The sequence below is a fragment of the Methylobacterium sp. genome (assembly GCF_019750675.1).
Classification (GTDB): domain Bacteria; phylum Pseudomonadota; class Alphaproteobacteria; order Rhizobiales; family Beijerinckiaceae; genus Methylobacterium.
The window spans coordinates 1-14,783 of sequence record NZ_JAIEOF010000285.1 but is presented as its reverse complement, the minus strand read 5'-3'; the positions used below and the strand labels follow the sequence as shown (position 1 = coordinate 14,783).

Genomic DNA, 14,783 nt, shown 5'->3' with positions numbered 1-14,783 from the left:
GGCCTGTGGCCGCAATTCCGCTCGCCCCTGGTCTGGGACGCCATCGACATCGTCAGCTTCCTCGTGGTCACGGTGAGCCTCTGGTACATCGGGCTCCTGCCCGACCTCGCGACCCTGCGCGACCGGGCCTTCGCCGAGGCGCGGGCGAAATCCGAGGCGGCCGGACGGCCACGGCGCTGGCCGCTGCTGAAGGCGCAGGCCTACGGCGTCGCGGCGGCCGGCTGGCGCGGCTCCGCCTCGCATTGGCAGCTCTGGCACCAGGCCTATCGCATCGTCGCACTGCTCGGCATCCTCCTCGTGGTCTCGCTCCAGACCGGGGCCTCGGTGATGCTGGCGGGCTCCGTGCTGCCCGGCTGGCACGACACGATCCTGCCCGTCGCCTTCCTGGTCAACGCGATGTTCTCCGGTGTCGCCGTCGTCACCGCCCTGGCGATGCTGGTCCGTGCGCTCTACCGCCTTGAGGCCGTGATCACCCAAGCCCATGCCGAGATCCTGGCCCGGATCCTCCTCGGTCTCGGGCTCGCCAGCCTCTATAGCTACGCGACCGAACTCCTCTCGGGCTTCCTGCACGGGGACGCCTACACGCGCGCCACCCTGGTGCGCCGCTTCACCGGCCCGCACGCCTGGGCGGCCTGGACCGTGCTCACCTGTGCGCTCCTGCCCGTCCACCTGTTCTGGTGGGCGCGCCTCCGGCGCTCGCCCCTGGCGCTGGCCCTCGTCGGAGGCCTCGTGGCGGTGGGCGCCTATGCCGACCACGTCATGGTGCTGGTGGTGACGCTCTCCCACGACTTCCTGCCCTCTTCCGCCCTCGACTACCGGGTCGGGCTCTGGGGTGTGGCGACCTTCGCCGGGTCGGTGGGCCTGTTCCTCGTGCTGCTGCTCCTGTTCCTGCGCGCCCTGCCGGTGGCCGCGCTCAGCGACCTGCGCCAAGCGGCGGGCGCGGCCGACGGCCCCGCGCGCCCCGGCGCCGAGAGGGAGGCGCCCGGGCCCGGGCCCGGTACGCCGCTCTGGGGCGTCAGCGCGGAATTCGCCACGCAGGTGTCGCTCGCCGCCGCCATGCGGGTCCTCGCCCGGCGCCACCCCCACCACGGCGATAGACCCGCGCGCGGCGACTCCGTGCGCCTCGACGCCTTCGGCCCGGTGCCGATGCCCGATGCCCTCAAGGGCCTCGGCCGCCGCAACCGCTCGATCCTGCCCTACGCCCTCGGGGCGTCGCTCGCCGGCGGGGCGGCCTTCTACGGAATGTGCGTCTACGCCACCGCCTACGGCTACGTCCTCGATGTCGGCGGGCGCCCGCGCTTCTCCTGGCCCGCCTTCGTGGTGCCGAGCGTCTCCTTCGCGATGATGAGCGGGACGCTCGCCGTGCACGCGGTGTTCCTGTTCCTGAACCGCCTGCCGCGCCTCAACCATCCGGCCTTCAACATTCCGGGCTTCGGGCGCGCGACGCAGGACCGCTACTTCCTGGTGGCGGAGGCGCGCGGCCCGGATTTCGACGCCGACCGCATCGCGCGCCAGCTCGCCGCCCTGCCCGAGGGCGCCGGGCGGCCCCTCGCCGTCGCGCGGGTGCCGCGATGAGGCGCCCGCTCATCCTCGGCCCGGTGCTGGCCCTCGCATGCGCCCTCGCCGGCTGCGGCGAGGCGAACATGCGCGACCAGCCCAAGGCCAAGACCTGGGACGCCAACCGCTTTTTCCCGCAGGGCATGACCATGCGCGCGCCCGTGGCCGGCACCGTGCCCCGCGCCGATCCCGCGCGCTTCGTGCCCCGCCCGGCCGTCATCGACGCGGCCCTGCTGGCCCGGGGCCGGGAGCGCTACGGCATTGCCTGCACGCCCTGCCACGGGGCCAGCGGCGACGGCCGGGGCATGATCGTGGCGCGCGGCTTTCCCGCCGCGCCGCCCTTCGCGGGCGAGCGCCTGGCGGCGGCGACGTCCGATCGGCTCTACGCCGCGATCACCCAAGGCCACGGGGCGATGCTGCCCATGGGCGCGCAGGTGGCTCCGGCCGACCGCTGGGCCATCGTGGCCTATATCCGCGCGCTCCAGCTGAGCCAGGGGGCCGCGGTGGCGAGCCTGCCGGCGGAGGACCAGGACCGGCTCCGGGACGGCGCCCGGCGGGCGGCCCGATGAGCGTCGGCCGGCCCCTCGTCCTCCTCGTCGCGGGCCTCGCCGCCCTCGGCCTCGCCGTCCGCCTCGGCGACTGGCAGGCCGGCTACCTCGCGGCCTGGCTCGTCCTGCTGAGCCTCCCCCTCGGCGCGCTCCCCCTGGTCGCGGCCCTCGACGCCGTCGCGCCGGAGCGGTTCGCGTCCCTGCGCCCCGCCCTCGCGGCGTGCCTGCGCCTGATGCCGGTGGCGGCCCTCCTCGCCCTGCCCCTGGGGGCGGTCGTGCCGGCCCTCTATCCCTTCGCGACGGGCCTGCCCGCCGCGACGCCTCTCGCGGCGATCTGGCTGACGCTGCCGTTCCTCGTCGCGCGCCTCGCCGCCGCCCTCGCCCTCTGGCTCTGGCTCTGCCGCCGGGTCGCGGCGGGCCGGGGGCCGGTCGCCCTCGGGCTCGGACTCCACGCCGTGCTGGCGACGCTGCTGAGCTTCGACCTCATCACCGCCCTCGACCCGCGCCTCGGTTCCAGCCTGATCGGCCTCCTGACGATGGCGGCCTGGAGCGGCGCCGCCATCGCCGCCGCCCTGCTGGTCACGCCCGCTTCACGCCGGCCCGAGGCTGGGCTGGTGCCGCTGGCCGTGCTGACGGCCGCCTGGGCTTTCCTGCACTTCGTGCAGTTCCTCGTGGTCTGGTCGGCCAACCTGCCCGCCGAGGTCGCGTGGTACCTCGCCCGTGGCGGCCTCCTCGGGCGGGGTCTCAGTCTCGCGGGCGGGGCCGCCGCCCTGCTCGCCGCCGCCCTCACCCTGCGTCCCGGCCCGTGGACGACGCGGGCGGCGGCGGCCCTGGTCCTGGCGGTCCACGCCGCCGAGATGGCCTGGCTCGTGACGCCGGCCGGACGCGGCGTCTTCGTGATCACGGCGCCGGACGCGCTGGCCGCGCTCGGCCTCGCCGCCCTGGCGGCCGGCCTCGCCCGGCTGCTGGCGCCCCTCCTGGCGCGCCGCGCTCCCCTTCCGCGGGCCGGGGTCGCCGCATGATGGATCCCCGCATGAGCCCGCCCGATGCCAAACGCCGCTCCAGCCTCGCCCTCGTCCCGGCGATCCTCGCCGGCCTGATCCTGCGCCGCACCGGCGCGGTGCCGCCCGCCCCCGAGGCCCCCGCCGAGAACCCTCGCGGGCAGGACTGGGATTACGAGCGCAGCGATGCCGCGGCGGCCAAGACCGCCTGGGTGATGCTGGGTCTGGCCGGGGCGGTGCTCGCCACCATCGGGGCGGTGTACGCCCTCGACCGCGTGGTGCTCGGGCGCCAGCGCGCCGCCCTCCCGCCCCTCACCGCCCAGCAGAGAACCGCGATCCGCCCGCCGCCGCCGAACCTCCAGCCCCACCCCTACGCGGACATCGACGCCCGGCAAGCCGACGAGGCCGGCCGCCTTTCCGGCTACGCCTATCTCGACGCGGACCGCACCCGCGCCCGCATCCCCATCGACCGCGCCCTGGCGCTGATGGCCGGGCGCCCCTTCGATCCGGAGCCGGGCGCGGAACCCGGGAAGGCGCCCGCGCCATGAAGGCCCAGTCCGCCCTCGCCCTGTGGCCGCCGGCCGCCTCCGCCACGGCCGTCGAGACCGACCACATCATCCTCGGCTTCACGGTGCTGACCCTGCTCCTCACGGTGCCGGTCTTCCTCGCCATCACCTACTTCGCCCTGCGCTACCGGCAGGGCGAGGTCGCCGACCGCACCACCGACGGGCGCCGCAGCGTCCTCATCGAGATCAGCTGGATGCTGATCCCCTACGTGCTGACGCTGTTCTTCTTCGGTTGGGGCGCCAAGCTCTTCATCGATTCCCGCCATCCGCCGCCCGACGCCATGGTGGTGGAGGCCGTGGGCCGGCAATGGATGTGGAAGTTCCAGCACCCCACCGGGCAGTCCGAGATCAACGACCTGCACCTGCCCATCGACCAGCCGGTGCGCATCCGCATCACCAGCCAGGACGTGATCCACGCCCTCTACCTGCCGGCCCTGCGCCTGCAGATCGCCGCCCTGCCCGACCGGACGACGGAGATCTGGTTCAAGGCCGACCGCACGGGGACCTTCCGGCTCTACTGCTCGGAATATTGCGGCACCGACCATTCGGTGATGGACGGCAACCTCACGCTGATGACCCAGGCCGCCTACCAGGACTGGCTGACCCACGGGGGCGCGCAGCAATCGAACGTGGCGGCGGGCCGCGCCATCTACGAATCCTACGGCTGCGCCGGCTGCCACGACGGCGCTGTGGCGGGGGTGAAGGCCCCCGCCCTGGCCGGGCTCTACGGCCGCGCCGTCCACCTCGCCGACGGGCGCACGATCACGGCGGACGCGGATTACATCCGCGCCAAGATCCTCAACCCCAACGCCAACCGGCTCGCCGGGGGCGGCAAGCAGGTGATGCCGAGCTTTGCCGGCGTGATCCCGGCCGACGACCTCGACCGCCTCGTGGGCTACCTGAAATCCTATCACCGCGTCGCGGATGGAGAGACCCGATGAGCAGCGCCGGCTCCCTGCAGGGCGAGGCCGCCGCCCGCGACCCCCACACCCCGTCCCCGACCCTCGACCGGCCCGACGACTACCTCCACGCGCAATCGACCCTGCGCTCGTGGTTCCTCACCACCGACCACAAGCGCATCGCGCTCCTGTATCTGGCCAGCATCACCGCCTTCTTCGTCGTCGGCGCGGTGGCGGCCGGCTTCGTGCGCCTGGCGCTGGTCGTGCCCGACGGCGCGATCCTGACCAACGACACCTACAACAAGGCGTTCACCATCCACGGCGTGGTGATGGTGTGGTTCTTCCTGATCCCGTCGATCCCCGCGACCTTCGGCAACTTCCTGATCCCGCTGATGATCGGGGCCAAGGACCTCGCCTTTCCCAAGCTCAACCTCGCGAGCTGGTACGTCTTCATGACGGGGGCCCTGTTCACCCTCGCGGCGGTGGTGCTGGGGGGCGTCGACACCGGCTGGACCTTCTACGCGCCCCTCTCCACCGCCTTCTCGAACACCTGGGTGCTGCCGGCGCTGATCGGCGTCACCATCACGGGCTTCTCCTCGATCCTGACGGGGCTGAACTTCGTCGTCACCATCCACACCATGCGGGCGCCCGGCATGACCTGGTTCCGCCTGCCGATCTTCGTCTGGACGCACTACGCCACCAGCCTGATCTTCCTGCTGGCGACGCCCGTCATCACCCTGGCGCTGATCCTGCTCATCGCCGAGCGCGCCTTCCATGTCGGCGTGTTCGACCCGGCCTATGGCGGCGACCCGGTGCTGTTCCAGCACCTGTTCTGGTTCTACTCGCACCCGGCCGTGTACATCATGGTGCTGCCGGGCATGGGCGTGATCTCCGAGATCGTGCCGGCCTTCGCCCAGAAGAAGCTCTTCGGCTACCGCTTCGTGGCCTACGCGGCGATCGGCCTGGCCTCGGTGACGTTCTTCGTCTGGGGCCACCACATGTTCGTCAACGGGCAGAGCGACCTCGCCTCGCTCGCCTTCTCGGCCCTGTCCTTCGCGGTGGCCGTGCCCTCGGCGGTGAAGGTCTACAACTGGACCGCCACCATCCATAAGGGGTCTTTGCGCCTCGACACCCCGATGCTGTACGCCATGGGCTATATCGGCCTGTTCGTGCTCGGCGGCCTCACCGGGCTCTACCTCGCGACGCTCGCCATCAACCAGCACATCCACGCCACCTACTTCGTCGTGGCGCATTTCCACTACATCATGGTCGGCGGCACGGTGCTGGCCTTCCTCGGCGGCCTGCACTTCTGGTGGCCGAAGATCACCGGGCGGATGTACAGCGAGCCCTGGGGCCGGATCTCGGCGCTGTTCATCTTCATCGGCTTCAACGTCACCTTCTTCCCGCAATTCATCCTCGGCTATCTCGGGATGCCGCGGCGCTACGCGACCTACCCGCCGGAATTCCAGCTGCTCAACGTGCTCTCCTCGGCGGGCTCGACCATCCTGGCGGCGGGCTACCTCTTCCCGATGGTCTACCTCGTCCATTCCCTCTGGTTCGGGCGCCGCGCGCCCGGCAACCCCTGGGACGCCAAGGGGCTGGAATGGGAGACCGCCTCGCCGCCGCCGCCCCACAATTTCGCCGGGGTGCCGCGGGTGCCGGAGGTGCCCTACGACTACCCGATCCAGGCTCCCGAGACCGGGAGGCAGCACACGTGAGCGCCGATCCCGCCGCCGCCGGACCCGTCGGCGTGACCCGCGCCGAGCACTTCGCCACGGTCGGCCAGCAGCGCCACGCCGCGACGCTCGGCATGTGGGCCTGGCTGCTCACCGAATTGCTGCTGTTCGCGGGCCTCTTCCTCACGGCGCTGATCCTGCGCCTGCTCCACCCGGAGGCGGTGCAGGCGGCGGCCGGCCACCTCAAGTTCTGGATCGGGGCGGCCAACACCGTGGTGCTGCTCTGCTCGAGCCTGACCATGTCGGCGGCCATCGAGCTCTCGCGGCTGGGCTGGCAGCGGATGATGGTCGGCTGCCTCGTCGCCACCGCGAGCCTCGGCGCGCTCTTCCTGGCGCTGAAGGGCTACGAGTACTACGCCGATTACGAAGAGCACATGATGCCCTTCCTCGCGCGCCGGCCCTACGCGCTCGCCGAGCAGCCGGCCACGCGCCTCTTCGTCAATCTCTACTACGTGGCCACCGCGCTCCACGCGGTCCACCTGTTGACCGGCATCGCCATCCTCGTCGGGCTCACCTGGAAGGCGTCGCGCCCGGGCTTCCTGCAGCGGCACCAGAACTGGATCGAGGTCTACGGCCTGTACTGGCACTTCATCGACCTGATCTGGATCATCGCCTTCCCGGTGCTCTACGTGGTCAACCGGTAGGCGGCGTCGCGATGCGCAATCCTCGTCCCGCCCTCGACGCGAAGGACCGCGCCCTCCTGTGGAGCCGCCTACGCGTGCCGGTGCGCACCTTCCTGGTGCTGTTGACGCTGCTCGCCGTGAATGTGTTGCTCGGGGCGACGCGGCCCTTCGAGCAGGTCTGGCTCGTCGAACTCGCGGTGGTGGCCGCCATGGCGGCGATCATCGTCCTGGTGTCGATGGAGGTCCGCCACGAGCCGCCCCTGGTGCGGCTGTTCGCCGGACTCGGCTTCTTCTGGGTCGCAATCCTGTTCGGCATGACGCTGACCGACTACCTCGCGCGCTGAAGCGCCCCCCAGACACGAAAACGGCGGGGCTCGCGCCCCGCCGTCGTCAGCTCAGGTCGTACCGGGCCTCAGTAGGCCGGGCCACCCGAGGTGGTGCCGTAACTGGCGGTCGGCTTGTCGTTCTGCTCGGCATTGCCTTCCTTGGCCGAGTCGTCCGAGCGGCGGCCGATCGAGCCGGTCGTCACGTCGTCGTAATAGCCGACGGCGCGGCTGCCGGGCGCGGTGGCGGCGGGGATGCCGGCCGGGGCGTTGTAGCTCTGCGCGAGGGCGGACGAGACGGGAGCGCCGAGGGTGAGGACCAGGGCAGCGGCAGCGGAAGCAAGACGGACGTTCATGATTCGAGTATCCAGATGTACAGGTCGGTCGCCGTCAAACATCCGAGGATCCGATCCAGGATGTCCGGGGGCCGTTCTTCTTGGTACGATCTCGATATAGGAGCGCCCCGGCCGGGCCGGCGTGCGCTTTGGCACGCGGTGTATGTGTCTGGCGCAGTTCTCTCGGCGGTCTGGCCTTGGTGTATGCGCACCACGCATCACGCCTCCGGGCGGGCCTCCGCGTGAGCCTCGATGTAGTGGCGCAGGGCGCTGGCCGCGTTGAGCATGTGGGCGCGCATGCGCTTGGCCGCCGCCTCGCCGTCCCCTTCGGCGATCGCCGCCAGGATGGCGCCGTGTTCCGCCCGCGACCGCAGGATGCGCTCGCCCTGGCGCAGCTGGGTCCGGCGGAAGCTCGACAGGCGGGTCCGTAGCGCCAGCGCCTGCTCCTTGAGGAAGCCGTTGTGGGTGGCCTCGTAGAGGGCCTCGTGGAAACTGCGGTTGAGGGCGTCGTAGGCGTCGACGTCGCCGGCCGCGACCATGTCGCCGGAGCGCGCGTGCAGGTCCATCAGGTGGCTGCGCTCCAGGGGGGTCATCCGGTAGGTGGCCAGCCGCACGCACATCGCCTCGAACTCGGCGGTGGTCTCGAACATGTCCATGATCCGCTCCGGGGTCATGCGCGTGACCACGACCCCCCGGCGCGGGCGCAACTCCACCAGCCCGTTGAAGGCGAGCTGGCGCAGGGCTTCCCGCACGGGGGTGCGCGAGGCGCCGAAGCGGTCGGCGAGGTCCTGCTCGTCGAGGGCGGTGCCGGCGGCGAGCCGCCCGGCCGCGATCTCGTCCGTGAGCGCGTTGCGGATCTGGTCCGACAGGAGCCCGCGCTCCGTCCCCTGCTCGTCCATTCCGCCCTCGTCCATTATTCCTGTCCCTCCCAGGACGCGCGACACCCCGTCCGTCATCCCACGATGGCCCGCACCGTGAGGTAGAACAGCGAGGGACCGACGAGGCAGCCGATGCCGGTGTGGAAGGTCGCCGTCAGCGCGCCGTAGGGTACGAGCTTCGGATCCGTGGCGGCGAGCCCGCCGGCGACGCCGCTCACCGTACCCATCAGCCCCCCGAAGGCCATGGCCGAGCGCGGGTTGTCCAGGCCGATGAGCTTGGCGACGAGCGGCGTGCCGACCATGACCATCACGGCCTTGGTGACGCCGGTGGCGATGGAGAGCGCCATCACGGCCGAATCCGCGCCCAGCGCCGCCCCCGTCACCGGCCCGACGATGTAGGTGACGGCCCCCGCCCCGATCGTCGTGATGCTGACCGCGTCGGTGTAGCCGAAAGCGACCGCCGTGAGCGCCCCGACGATGAACGGGATCACGGTGCCGAGCGCGAGCGCCAGCACGCCGAGGAGGCCGGCGCGGCGCGCCTCCACCACGTCGACCTCGAAGGCGGTGGCCACGATGGCGAAGTCGCGCAGCATCGCTCCGCCCATCAGGCCGATGCCGGCGAAGACCGGCAGGTCGGCGATCCCCTTCTGGCCGCCCGTATAGAGGCCGGCCACGTAGGCGAGCCCCAGCCCCAGCACGATGGCGATGGCCGAGCCGTGGACCCGGCCGGCGGTGAGCCAGCGGCTGGCGCCGTTCGAGACCAGCATCAGGGCGCCCACCACCGCGAAGGCGGCAACCAGGCTCTGCTCGACGAAGACGTGTTCGATCATGTGCAGCATGGGATCACACCTTCTCCGCCGGACGGGGTTGTGCCGGGGCGGGGTCGCCGCCGATGACGTCGCCGCCGTGGCGGACCTGCGCGGCCTCTCCCGGCTCGCGCCGCCCGAAGCGGCCGAGCAGGGCGACGCAGGCGAAGCAGAGCAGCAGCGAGACCGTGGCGGCGATGAGCACGATGGGCCCGCCGCGCACGGCCGCCACCACGTTCTGCTGCGCCGCCATCGCCACCACGATGGGGATGTACATGGTGGACCAGAACTCGACCCCGAGCTTGATCCCGCCGCCGAGCTTGCCCCGTGCGAGGAGCCAGGACCTGGCGGCGATGAGCAGGATCATGGCGAGGCCGACCCCGCCGACATTGGCCTTCACCCCGAGGGCGACGCCCAGCAGGTCGCCGAGGAACACGCCGATCAGCGTGCAGAGAGCGAGGAGCGCGACGCCGAAGATGGTCATCGGGCGTGTCTCCGCGTTGTCGGGCATGGCGTTTGGAATGCACGGGGCATGGGGCGTCCCTCCTGGGTATCCGGTGATTCGTTTTTGATTGAGCTCAGTATACCGATGATTGACAAATCCGCAATTTTGAATACTGATTGGGTGTAAGAGCCGGCCTCGGCATGTCGCGAGGCGCCGATGGCCCCGAACCGTATACGCGGGGGCGAACGAGGGAGCGGACGGGATGACGGATTGGTGCCAGGAACGCACCGCCCGCGAGGCGCGCCTCGAACGGGCGCGGGTGCATGCCGACGGCAAGGTGGTGCCGGCGGCCCGGGTCGTCGACCTCCTCGAGGCGATCCTTCAGCCCGGCGACCGGGTCTGCCTGGAGGGCGACAACCAGAAGCAGGCCGACTGCCTCGCCCGGGGCCTTTCGGCCTGCGACCCGGCCCGGGTCCACGACCTGCACATGGTGCAGTCGGGCATCGTCCTGCCCGAGCACCTCGACATCTTCGAGCAGGGCATCGCGAAGCGGCTCGACTACTCGTATTCCGGGCCCCAGGGCGGCCGCATCGCGAAGATGCTCTACGGCGGCCAGATCGAGCTCGGGGCGGTGCACACCTACCTCGAACTCTTCGCCCGCTACTTCATCGACCTGACGCCGAACGTGGCCCTGATCGCGGGCGTCTCGGCCGACCGGGACGGCAACCTCTATACGGGCCCCAACACCGAGGACACGCCCACCGTGGTGGAGGCGACCGCCTTCAAGAACGGCGTGGTGGTGGCCCAGGTGAACGCGATCGTCGACCGGGTGCCCCGCGTCGACATCCCCGGCGACCGGATCGATTTCGTGGTTGAGGCCGACAAGCCGTTCTACGTCGAGCCGCTCTTCACCCGCGACCCCGGTGCCGTGACCGAAACGCAGATCCTGATGGCCATGATGGCGATCAAGGGCATCTACGCCGAGTACGGCATCCGCCGCCTCAACCACGGCATCGGCTTCGGCACGGCGGCGATCGAACTCCTGCTGCCGACCTATGCGGAGCGCCTCGGCCTCAAGGGCAAAATCGCGACGCACTGGGCGCTCAACCCGCATCCGAGCCTGATTCCGGCCATTGAATCCGGCTGGGTCAGCCAGATCCACTGCTTCGGCTCCGAAGTGGGCATGGACAAGTATATCCGCGCCCGTCCGGACGTGTTCTTCACGGGCTCCGACGGCAGCTTGCGCTCGAACCGCGCCTTCTGCCAGACGGCGGGGCTCTACGCCTGCGACCTGTTCATCGGCTCGACCCTGCAGATCGACTTGTCAGGGCACTCCTCCACCGTGACGACGAACCGCGTCGCGGGTTTCGGCGGCGCGCCGAACATGGGCTCGGACCCGCACGGGCGGCGCCACCCCTCCGACACCTGGATGAAGGCCGGGCGCGAGGCCGGCGGCACCGGCGACCCGGCGCTCCGGCGTGGGCGAAAGCTCGTGGTGCAGCTCGTCGAGACCTTCGGCGACAAGCTGGTGCCGGCCTTCGTGGAGCGCCTCGACGCCCTCGAGCTCGCGAAGAAACTCAACCTCGAACTCGCCCCCGTGATGGTCTACGCCGACGACGTGACCCACATCGTCACCGAGGAGGGCATCGCCAACCTGCTGCTGTGCCGGACGCTCGACGAGCGCGAGCAGGCGATCCGTGGGGTCGCCGGCTACACCGAGGTGGGCCGCGGTCGCGACCACGCCGAGGTGGAGCGCCTGCGCGCGCGGGGCATCATCCGCAGGCCGGAGGATCTCGGCATCGAGCCCCTCGACGCCGACCGCTCGCTGCTCGCCGCGCGCTCGATCAAGGACCTCGTGCACTGGTCGGGCGGGCTCTACGAGCCGCCGGCCAAGTTCCGGAACTGGTGAGGGATTTCCCGATCATGGAGAAGCTGAGCTTCCGCCACACCACCCAGAAGGCGCTCCCCGGCGCGAAGGCCAGCGCGATCACCGGGGTCGTCGCCTCCGGCAACCTCGAGGTGCTGCTGGAACGCAACCTCGCGCCGGACACCTGTGCGTTCGAGATCGACACTGCCGTCAACGGCTACGCCGAGGTCTGGGCGGCCGTGGTGGCGGATTTCGTGGCCCGCCGGCAGCCCGGGGGCTTGACCATCACCATCAACGACGGGGGCGCCCGCCCCGACACCGTGTCCCTGCGCCTCGCCCAGGGCGCCCGCCTGATGGAGATGCCGTGATGGACTGGAAGCCGGTCACCCTCTCCGCCGCGCCCCTCGATCAGAGCTGGTACGAGGCGAGTGCCCGCGCCCGCCTCGCCGGCCTCCTCGACGCGGACAGCTTCCAGGAGTTCATCGGCCCCGAGCAGCGGATGATGAGCCCGCACCTGCCGCTCTTCGACCTGCCGCGCGCCTTCGACGACGGCATGATCGTCGGGCAAGGCCTGCTCGAAGCGCAACCCGTGCTCGCCGCCGCCCAGGAGGGCCGTTTCATGGGCGGCGCCTTCGGCGAGATCCACGGGGCCAAGCTCGTGGGCCTGCTGCGGGCCGCACTTCACCTCAAGCCCGCCGCGGTGCTGATCCTGTTCGACACCGGGGGCGTGCGCCTGCAGGAGGCCAATGCGGGCGAGACCGCCATCGCGGAGATCATGCGGGCGATCGCGATCGCGCGGGCCGCCGGCATCCCGGTGATCGGCCTCATCGGCGGCCGGGCCGGCTGCTACGGCGGCGGCGGCCTCGTCGCCGGCACCTGTTCGCGCCTCGTCATCTCCGAGGGCGGACGCCTCAGCGTCTCCGGCCCCGAGGTGATCGAGACCAACCGGGGCGCCGAGGAATTCGACTCCCGCGACCGGGCCCTGGTCTGGCGCACCATGGGCGGCAAGCACCGGCGCCTGCTGGGCGCGGCCGACGCCTTCGTGGACGACACGATCGGGGCCTTTCGCGCCGCGGCGCTGGCGGCGATTCCGGCGGCTCCGGCCTTCGACCTCGCGACCCTCGAGGCCGAGCAGGCCCGGCTGGAGGCCCGCCTCGACCGCTTCGGCGATTGCACCGACGCCACCGAGATCTGGGGGCGGCTGGGCGTCGACGACCCCACCGCCGTGCCGGGCCTGACCACCGAGGCCTTCGACGCCCTGCTCGACCGCCTGCCGGAGGGGCCGCACCATGCCCGATAAGATGCCCCTCGACGCCATCCTGGCCTCGCTCTTCCCGGAGGGGCACGCCGTCACGCTGGCGGACGGCCTCATCACCGGCGACGGGCCTCTGAACGGCGGGCGCCTCGCCGTGATCGGCATCGACGGCGACACGGCCCTCGGGATCGAGGGGGCCTGCCACCTCGCGGGCCGCGTCCTCGACGTGGTGCGGGCGGGCGGGGCCACGCCGATCCTGGTGCTGATCGATTCCGACAGCCAGCGCATGAGCCGGCGCGACGAACTCCTCGGCCTCAACGAGTACCTCGCGCATCTCGCCAAGGCGCTCCTGCTGGCGGACGCGCAAGGGCATCCGACGATCGGCCTGCTCTACGGCCACAGCGCCGCCGGTGCCTTCATCGCCACCGCGCTGGCCACCCGCGTGCTCGCGGCGCTCCCAGGCGCCCATCCGAGCGTGATGGACCTGCCCTCCGTGGCCCGCGTCACCAAGCTTCCCCTGGAGACGCTCCAGGCCATGGCCCGCTCGACTCCGGTCTTCGCCCCCGGCCTCGACAACATGGTCCAGACCGGCGCCGTGCAGGCGACCCTCGACCCGGACAAGCCCCTCGGTCCCCAGGTCGGCGCCCTGATCGCGGAGAGCCCGGCCGAGGACACCCGCGACGCCCTGGGCCTCGCGCGGGGCGGGCGTCCGGTCGCCCGCGACATCGCCGCCCGGGTGGTGCGTGAGGCGCGGGGCATGGTGGTGGGCGAGGCGCGGGGTGCGTGACCTCGCGCGCCACGACCTGCTCACGGTGGCGCCCGCCGCGTGGGATGCGCTGCTGGCGGCGCGGCCCGACCTCGACGGGATTCCCCACCTCGCCGACTGGGCCGCGCAGGGCTGGCCCGTGATCGTGCGCCGCCGCGTGCCCGGCGAGGATGCCGCCCTGGTTCCGGCCGGACTGCCGCTGCCGCCCAGCCTCGGCAAGCGCCGCATCGGCCTCGCGCTCCCGCCCGAAGCGGTGCGCCCGCATTCCGGCGTGACCCTGGCGCAGGCGCGCGCGTGCGCGCCCGCCGCGTGGCACCCGACCCTCGACGCGCTCCTGGCGCACGGGGCCGCCCATGGCCGCATGCCCCGCGTGTTCGGGGGCCTGCTCTGGCAGGCGCTGACGGATCTGCCCTACCTCTCGGCCACCTCCGATCTCGACCTTCTCTGGCCCGGCCCGGTCGACCGGACCTTCCGCGACGGCCTTGCCGGAATCGCCGCGGGGGCGCCGATGAACCTCGACGGCGAGATCGCCCTGCCCGACGGTTTCGCGGTGAACTGGCGCGAATGGCACGCGGCCGGACCCGGCGACGCGGTCCTGGCCAAGGGCTTGGACCGGCTGGAACTCCGGCCGGTCTCGGCCCTCGACGCCGCCCTGTCGCCGGCGGCCTGAGCCATGCCGATGCCCGCAGCCCGCCCAGTCCCCGCCCTCCTGCCGAAGACCCGGACGCCCGCACGGGACACCCGTCCGGCGGAGCGGATCGCGCGCCTCGCCACGCGCTGCCTGCGGCGCGAACTCGCCACCTATCCCAAGCCCGGCCTCGTCAGCCACGTGGACAGCGGCAGCCATGCGGACATGGATGCGAGCACCTTCCGGGCGAGTGCCGCCGCCCTGGAGCCCTTCTTCGCGGACCTCGCCGCCGCCGGGGCCGCCGGGGCCGGGATGGCGCAGCTGCGCCGCATCGGTCTGGCGGCGGAAGCCGCGATGCGGGCGGCCACGGGGGGCGTGAACACCCACCGGGGCGCCATCTTCGGCCTCGGTCTCCTCAGCGCCGCCGCCGGCGCCCTCGGGCCTCGCCCCCCGGCCGGCGGTCTCGGCGCCCATGTCCGCGCGCGCTACGCCGACGCCATCCTGGACGGCCCCGAACTGCTGCACGCGCCGGGCGCGCGGGCGCGGCGGC

Annotated in this window: 18 protein-coding genes; 14 read left to right on the top strand and 4 right to left on the bottom strand. The window is 72.1% G+C overall.

What is annotated here, in order from left to right; genetic code table 11:
* From K2X24_RS14935 to K2X24_RS14900, 8 genes are all read left to right on the top strand, one after another.
* On the top strand, positions 1–1,575 hold a 1,575-nt coding region (locus tag K2X24_RS14935), incomplete at its 5' end, for a quinol:electron acceptor oxidoreductase subunit ActD (protein ID WP_292499165.1).
* Positions 1,572–2,126, top strand: coding sequence for a cytochrome c (locus K2X24_RS14930; protein ID WP_292499164.1), 555 nt, complete (start codon positions 1,572–1,574; stop codon positions 2,124–2,126). The genes K2X24_RS14935 and K2X24_RS14930, both read left to right, overlap by 4 nt.
* Positions 2,123–3,127, top strand: a complete 1,005-nt coding sequence (locus tag K2X24_RS14925; protein ID WP_292499163.1) for a hypothetical protein — start codon at positions 2,123–2,125, stop codon at positions 3,125–3,127. Before K2X24_RS14930 ends, K2X24_RS14925 begins: the two co-directional genes overlap by 4 nt.
* Before the next feature lie 11 nt (positions 3,128–3,138).
* On the top strand, positions 3,139–3,654 hold the full coding sequence (locus K2X24_RS14920; protein ID WP_292499162.1) for a hypothetical protein: 516 nt from the start codon (positions 3,139–3,141) through the stop codon (positions 3,652–3,654).
* Positions 3,651–4,613, top strand: a complete 963-nt coding sequence (gene coxB / locus K2X24_RS14915) for a cytochrome c oxidase subunit II (RefSeq protein WP_292499161.1) — start codon at positions 3,651–3,653, stop codon at positions 4,611–4,613. The genes K2X24_RS14920 and coxB overlap by 4 nt, the downstream gene beginning before the upstream one ends.
* On the top strand, positions 4,610–6,289 hold the full coding sequence (locus tag K2X24_RS14910; RefSeq protein ID WP_292499160.1) for a cbb3-type cytochrome c oxidase subunit I: 1,680 nt from the start codon (positions 4,610–4,612) through the stop codon (positions 6,287–6,289). The genes coxB and K2X24_RS14910 overlap by 4 nt, the downstream gene beginning before the upstream one ends.
* Complete coding sequence (locus K2X24_RS14905; protein WP_292499159.1) at positions 6,286–6,951, top strand: cytochrome c oxidase subunit 3; 666 nt, start codon at positions 6,286–6,288, stop codon at positions 6,949–6,951. The genes K2X24_RS14910 and K2X24_RS14905 overlap by 4 nt, the downstream gene beginning before the upstream one ends.
* An 11-nt stretch (positions 6,952–6,962) precedes the next feature.
* Positions 6,963–7,274, top strand: coding sequence for an oxidase (locus K2X24_RS14900; RefSeq protein WP_292499158.1), 312 nt, complete (start codon positions 6,963–6,965; stop codon positions 7,272–7,274).
* 68 nt (positions 7,275–7,342) lie between these two features.
* Here K2X24_RS14900 and K2X24_RS14895 read toward each other — a convergent pair whose 3' ends face one another.
* The 4 genes from K2X24_RS14895 to madL all read right to left on the bottom strand — a co-directional run bounded on the left by K2X24_RS14895 (position 7,343) and on the right by madL (position 9,756).
* A complete protein-coding gene (locus tag K2X24_RS14895; RefSeq protein ID WP_292499157.1) occupies positions 7,343–7,609 on the bottom strand; it encodes a hypothetical protein in 267 nt (88 codons plus the stop codon).
* Positions 7,610–7,806: 197 nt separating this feature from the next.
* Positions 7,807–8,502: a GntR family transcriptional regulator gene (locus K2X24_RS14890; RefSeq protein ID WP_292499156.1), complete on the bottom strand. Its 696-nt coding sequence runs from the start codon at positions 8,500–8,502 to the stop codon at positions 7,807–7,809.
* 38 nt (positions 8,503–8,540) lie between these two features.
* On the bottom strand, positions 8,541–9,305 hold the full coding sequence (gene madM / locus K2X24_RS14885) for a malonate transporter subunit MadM (protein WP_292499155.1): 765 nt from the start codon (positions 9,303–9,305) through the stop codon (positions 8,541–8,543).
* 4 nt (positions 9,306–9,309) lie between these two features.
* Positions 9,310–9,756: a malonate transporter subunit MadL gene (gene madL / locus K2X24_RS14880; protein ID WP_292499154.1), complete on the bottom strand. Its 447-nt coding sequence runs from the start codon at positions 9,754–9,756 to the stop codon at positions 9,310–9,312.
* A gap of 223 nt (positions 9,757–9,979) precedes the next feature.
* Here madL and mdcA point away from each other — a divergent pair, with 223 nt between their 5' ends.
* The 6 genes from mdcA to K2X24_RS14850 all read left to right on the top strand — a co-directional run.
* On the top strand, positions 9,980–11,626 hold the full coding sequence (gene mdcA, locus K2X24_RS14875; protein WP_292499153.1) for a malonate decarboxylase subunit alpha: 1,647 nt from the start codon (positions 9,980–9,982) through the stop codon (positions 11,624–11,626).
* Positions 11,627–11,640: 14 nt separating this feature from the next.
* The gene (gene mdcC / locus K2X24_RS14870; RefSeq protein WP_292499152.1) at positions 11,641–11,952 is read left to right on the top strand and encodes a malonate decarboxylase acyl carrier protein; all 312 of its coding nucleotides are present in this window, start codon (positions 11,641–11,643) and stop codon (positions 11,950–11,952) included.
* Entirely contained in the window at positions 11,952–12,884 is a 933-nt protein-coding gene (locus K2X24_RS14865) for a biotin-independent malonate decarboxylase subunit beta (RefSeq protein ID WP_292499151.1), read from the top strand. The genes mdcC and K2X24_RS14865 overlap by 1 nt, the downstream gene beginning before the upstream one ends.
* Position 12,885: 1 nt before the next feature.
* A complete protein-coding gene (gene mdcE / locus K2X24_RS14860; RefSeq protein WP_292499166.1) occupies positions 12,886–13,626 on the top strand; it encodes a biotin-independent malonate decarboxylase subunit gamma in 741 nt (246 codons plus the stop codon).
* The gene (gene mdcG / locus K2X24_RS14855) at positions 13,619–14,275 is read left to right on the top strand and encodes a malonate decarboxylase holo-[acyl-carrier-protein] synthase (RefSeq protein WP_292499150.1); all 657 of its coding nucleotides are present in this window, start codon (positions 13,619–13,621) and stop codon (positions 14,273–14,275) included. Before mdcE ends, mdcG begins: the two co-directional genes overlap by 8 nt.
* Positions 14,276–14,284: 9 nt before the next feature.
* On the top strand, positions 14,285–14,783 hold a 499-nt coding region (locus K2X24_RS14850; protein ID WP_292499149.1), incomplete at its 3' end, for a triphosphoribosyl-dephospho-CoA synthase.

Excerpts from the sequence above, each read along its gene's own strand:
- K2X24_RS14925 (WP_292499163.1), top strand. The coding sequence starts at position 2,123 with ATGAGCGTCGGCCGGCCCCTCGTCCTCCTCGTCGCGGGCCTCGCCGCC.
- K2X24_RS14895 (WP_292499157.1), bottom strand. The coding sequence starts at position 7,609 with ATGAACGTCCGTCTTGCTTCCGCTGCCGCTGCCCTGGTCCTCACCCTC.
- mdcA (WP_292499153.1), top strand. The coding sequence starts at position 9,980 with ATGACGGATTGGTGCCAGGAACGCACCGCCCGCGAGGCGCGCCTCGAA.
- madL (WP_292499154.1), bottom strand. The coding sequence starts at position 9,756 with ATGACCATCTTCGGCGTCGCGCTCCTCGCTCTCTGCACGCTGATCGGC.
- coxB (WP_292499161.1), top strand. The coding sequence starts at position 3,651 with ATGAAGGCCCAGTCCGCCCTCGCCCTGTGGCCGCCGGCCGCCTCCGCC.
- madM (WP_292499155.1), bottom strand. The coding sequence starts at position 9,305 with ATGCTGCACATGATCGAACACGTCTTCGTCGAGCAGAGCCTGGTTGCC.
- K2X24_RS14930 (WP_292499164.1), top strand. The coding sequence starts at position 1,572 with ATGAGGCGCCCGCTCATCCTCGGCCCGGTGCTGGCCCTCGCATGCGCC.
- K2X24_RS14910 (WP_292499160.1), top strand. The coding sequence starts at position 4,610 with ATGAGCAGCGCCGGCTCCCTGCAGGGCGAGGCCGCCGCCCGCGACCCC.
- K2X24_RS14920 (WP_292499162.1), top strand. The coding sequence starts at position 3,139 with ATGAGCCCGCCCGATGCCAAACGCCGCTCCAGCCTCGCCCTCGTCCCG.
- K2X24_RS14900 (WP_292499158.1), top strand. The coding sequence starts at position 6,963 with ATGCGCAATCCTCGTCCCGCCCTCGACGCGAAGGACCGCGCCCTCCTG.
- K2X24_RS14890 (WP_292499156.1), bottom strand. The coding sequence starts at position 8,502 with ATGGACGAGGGCGGAATGGACGAGCAGGGGACGGAGCGCGGGCTCCTG.
- mdcC (WP_292499152.1), top strand. The coding sequence starts at position 11,641 with ATGGAGAAGCTGAGCTTCCGCCACACCACCCAGAAGGCGCTCCCCGGC.
- mdcE (WP_292499166.1), top strand. The coding sequence starts at position 12,886 with ATGCCCCTCGACGCCATCCTGGCCTCGCTCTTCCCGGAGGGGCACGCC.
- K2X24_RS14865 (WP_292499151.1), top strand. The coding sequence starts at position 11,952 with ATGGACTGGAAGCCGGTCACCCTCTCCGCCGCGCCCCTCGATCAGAGC.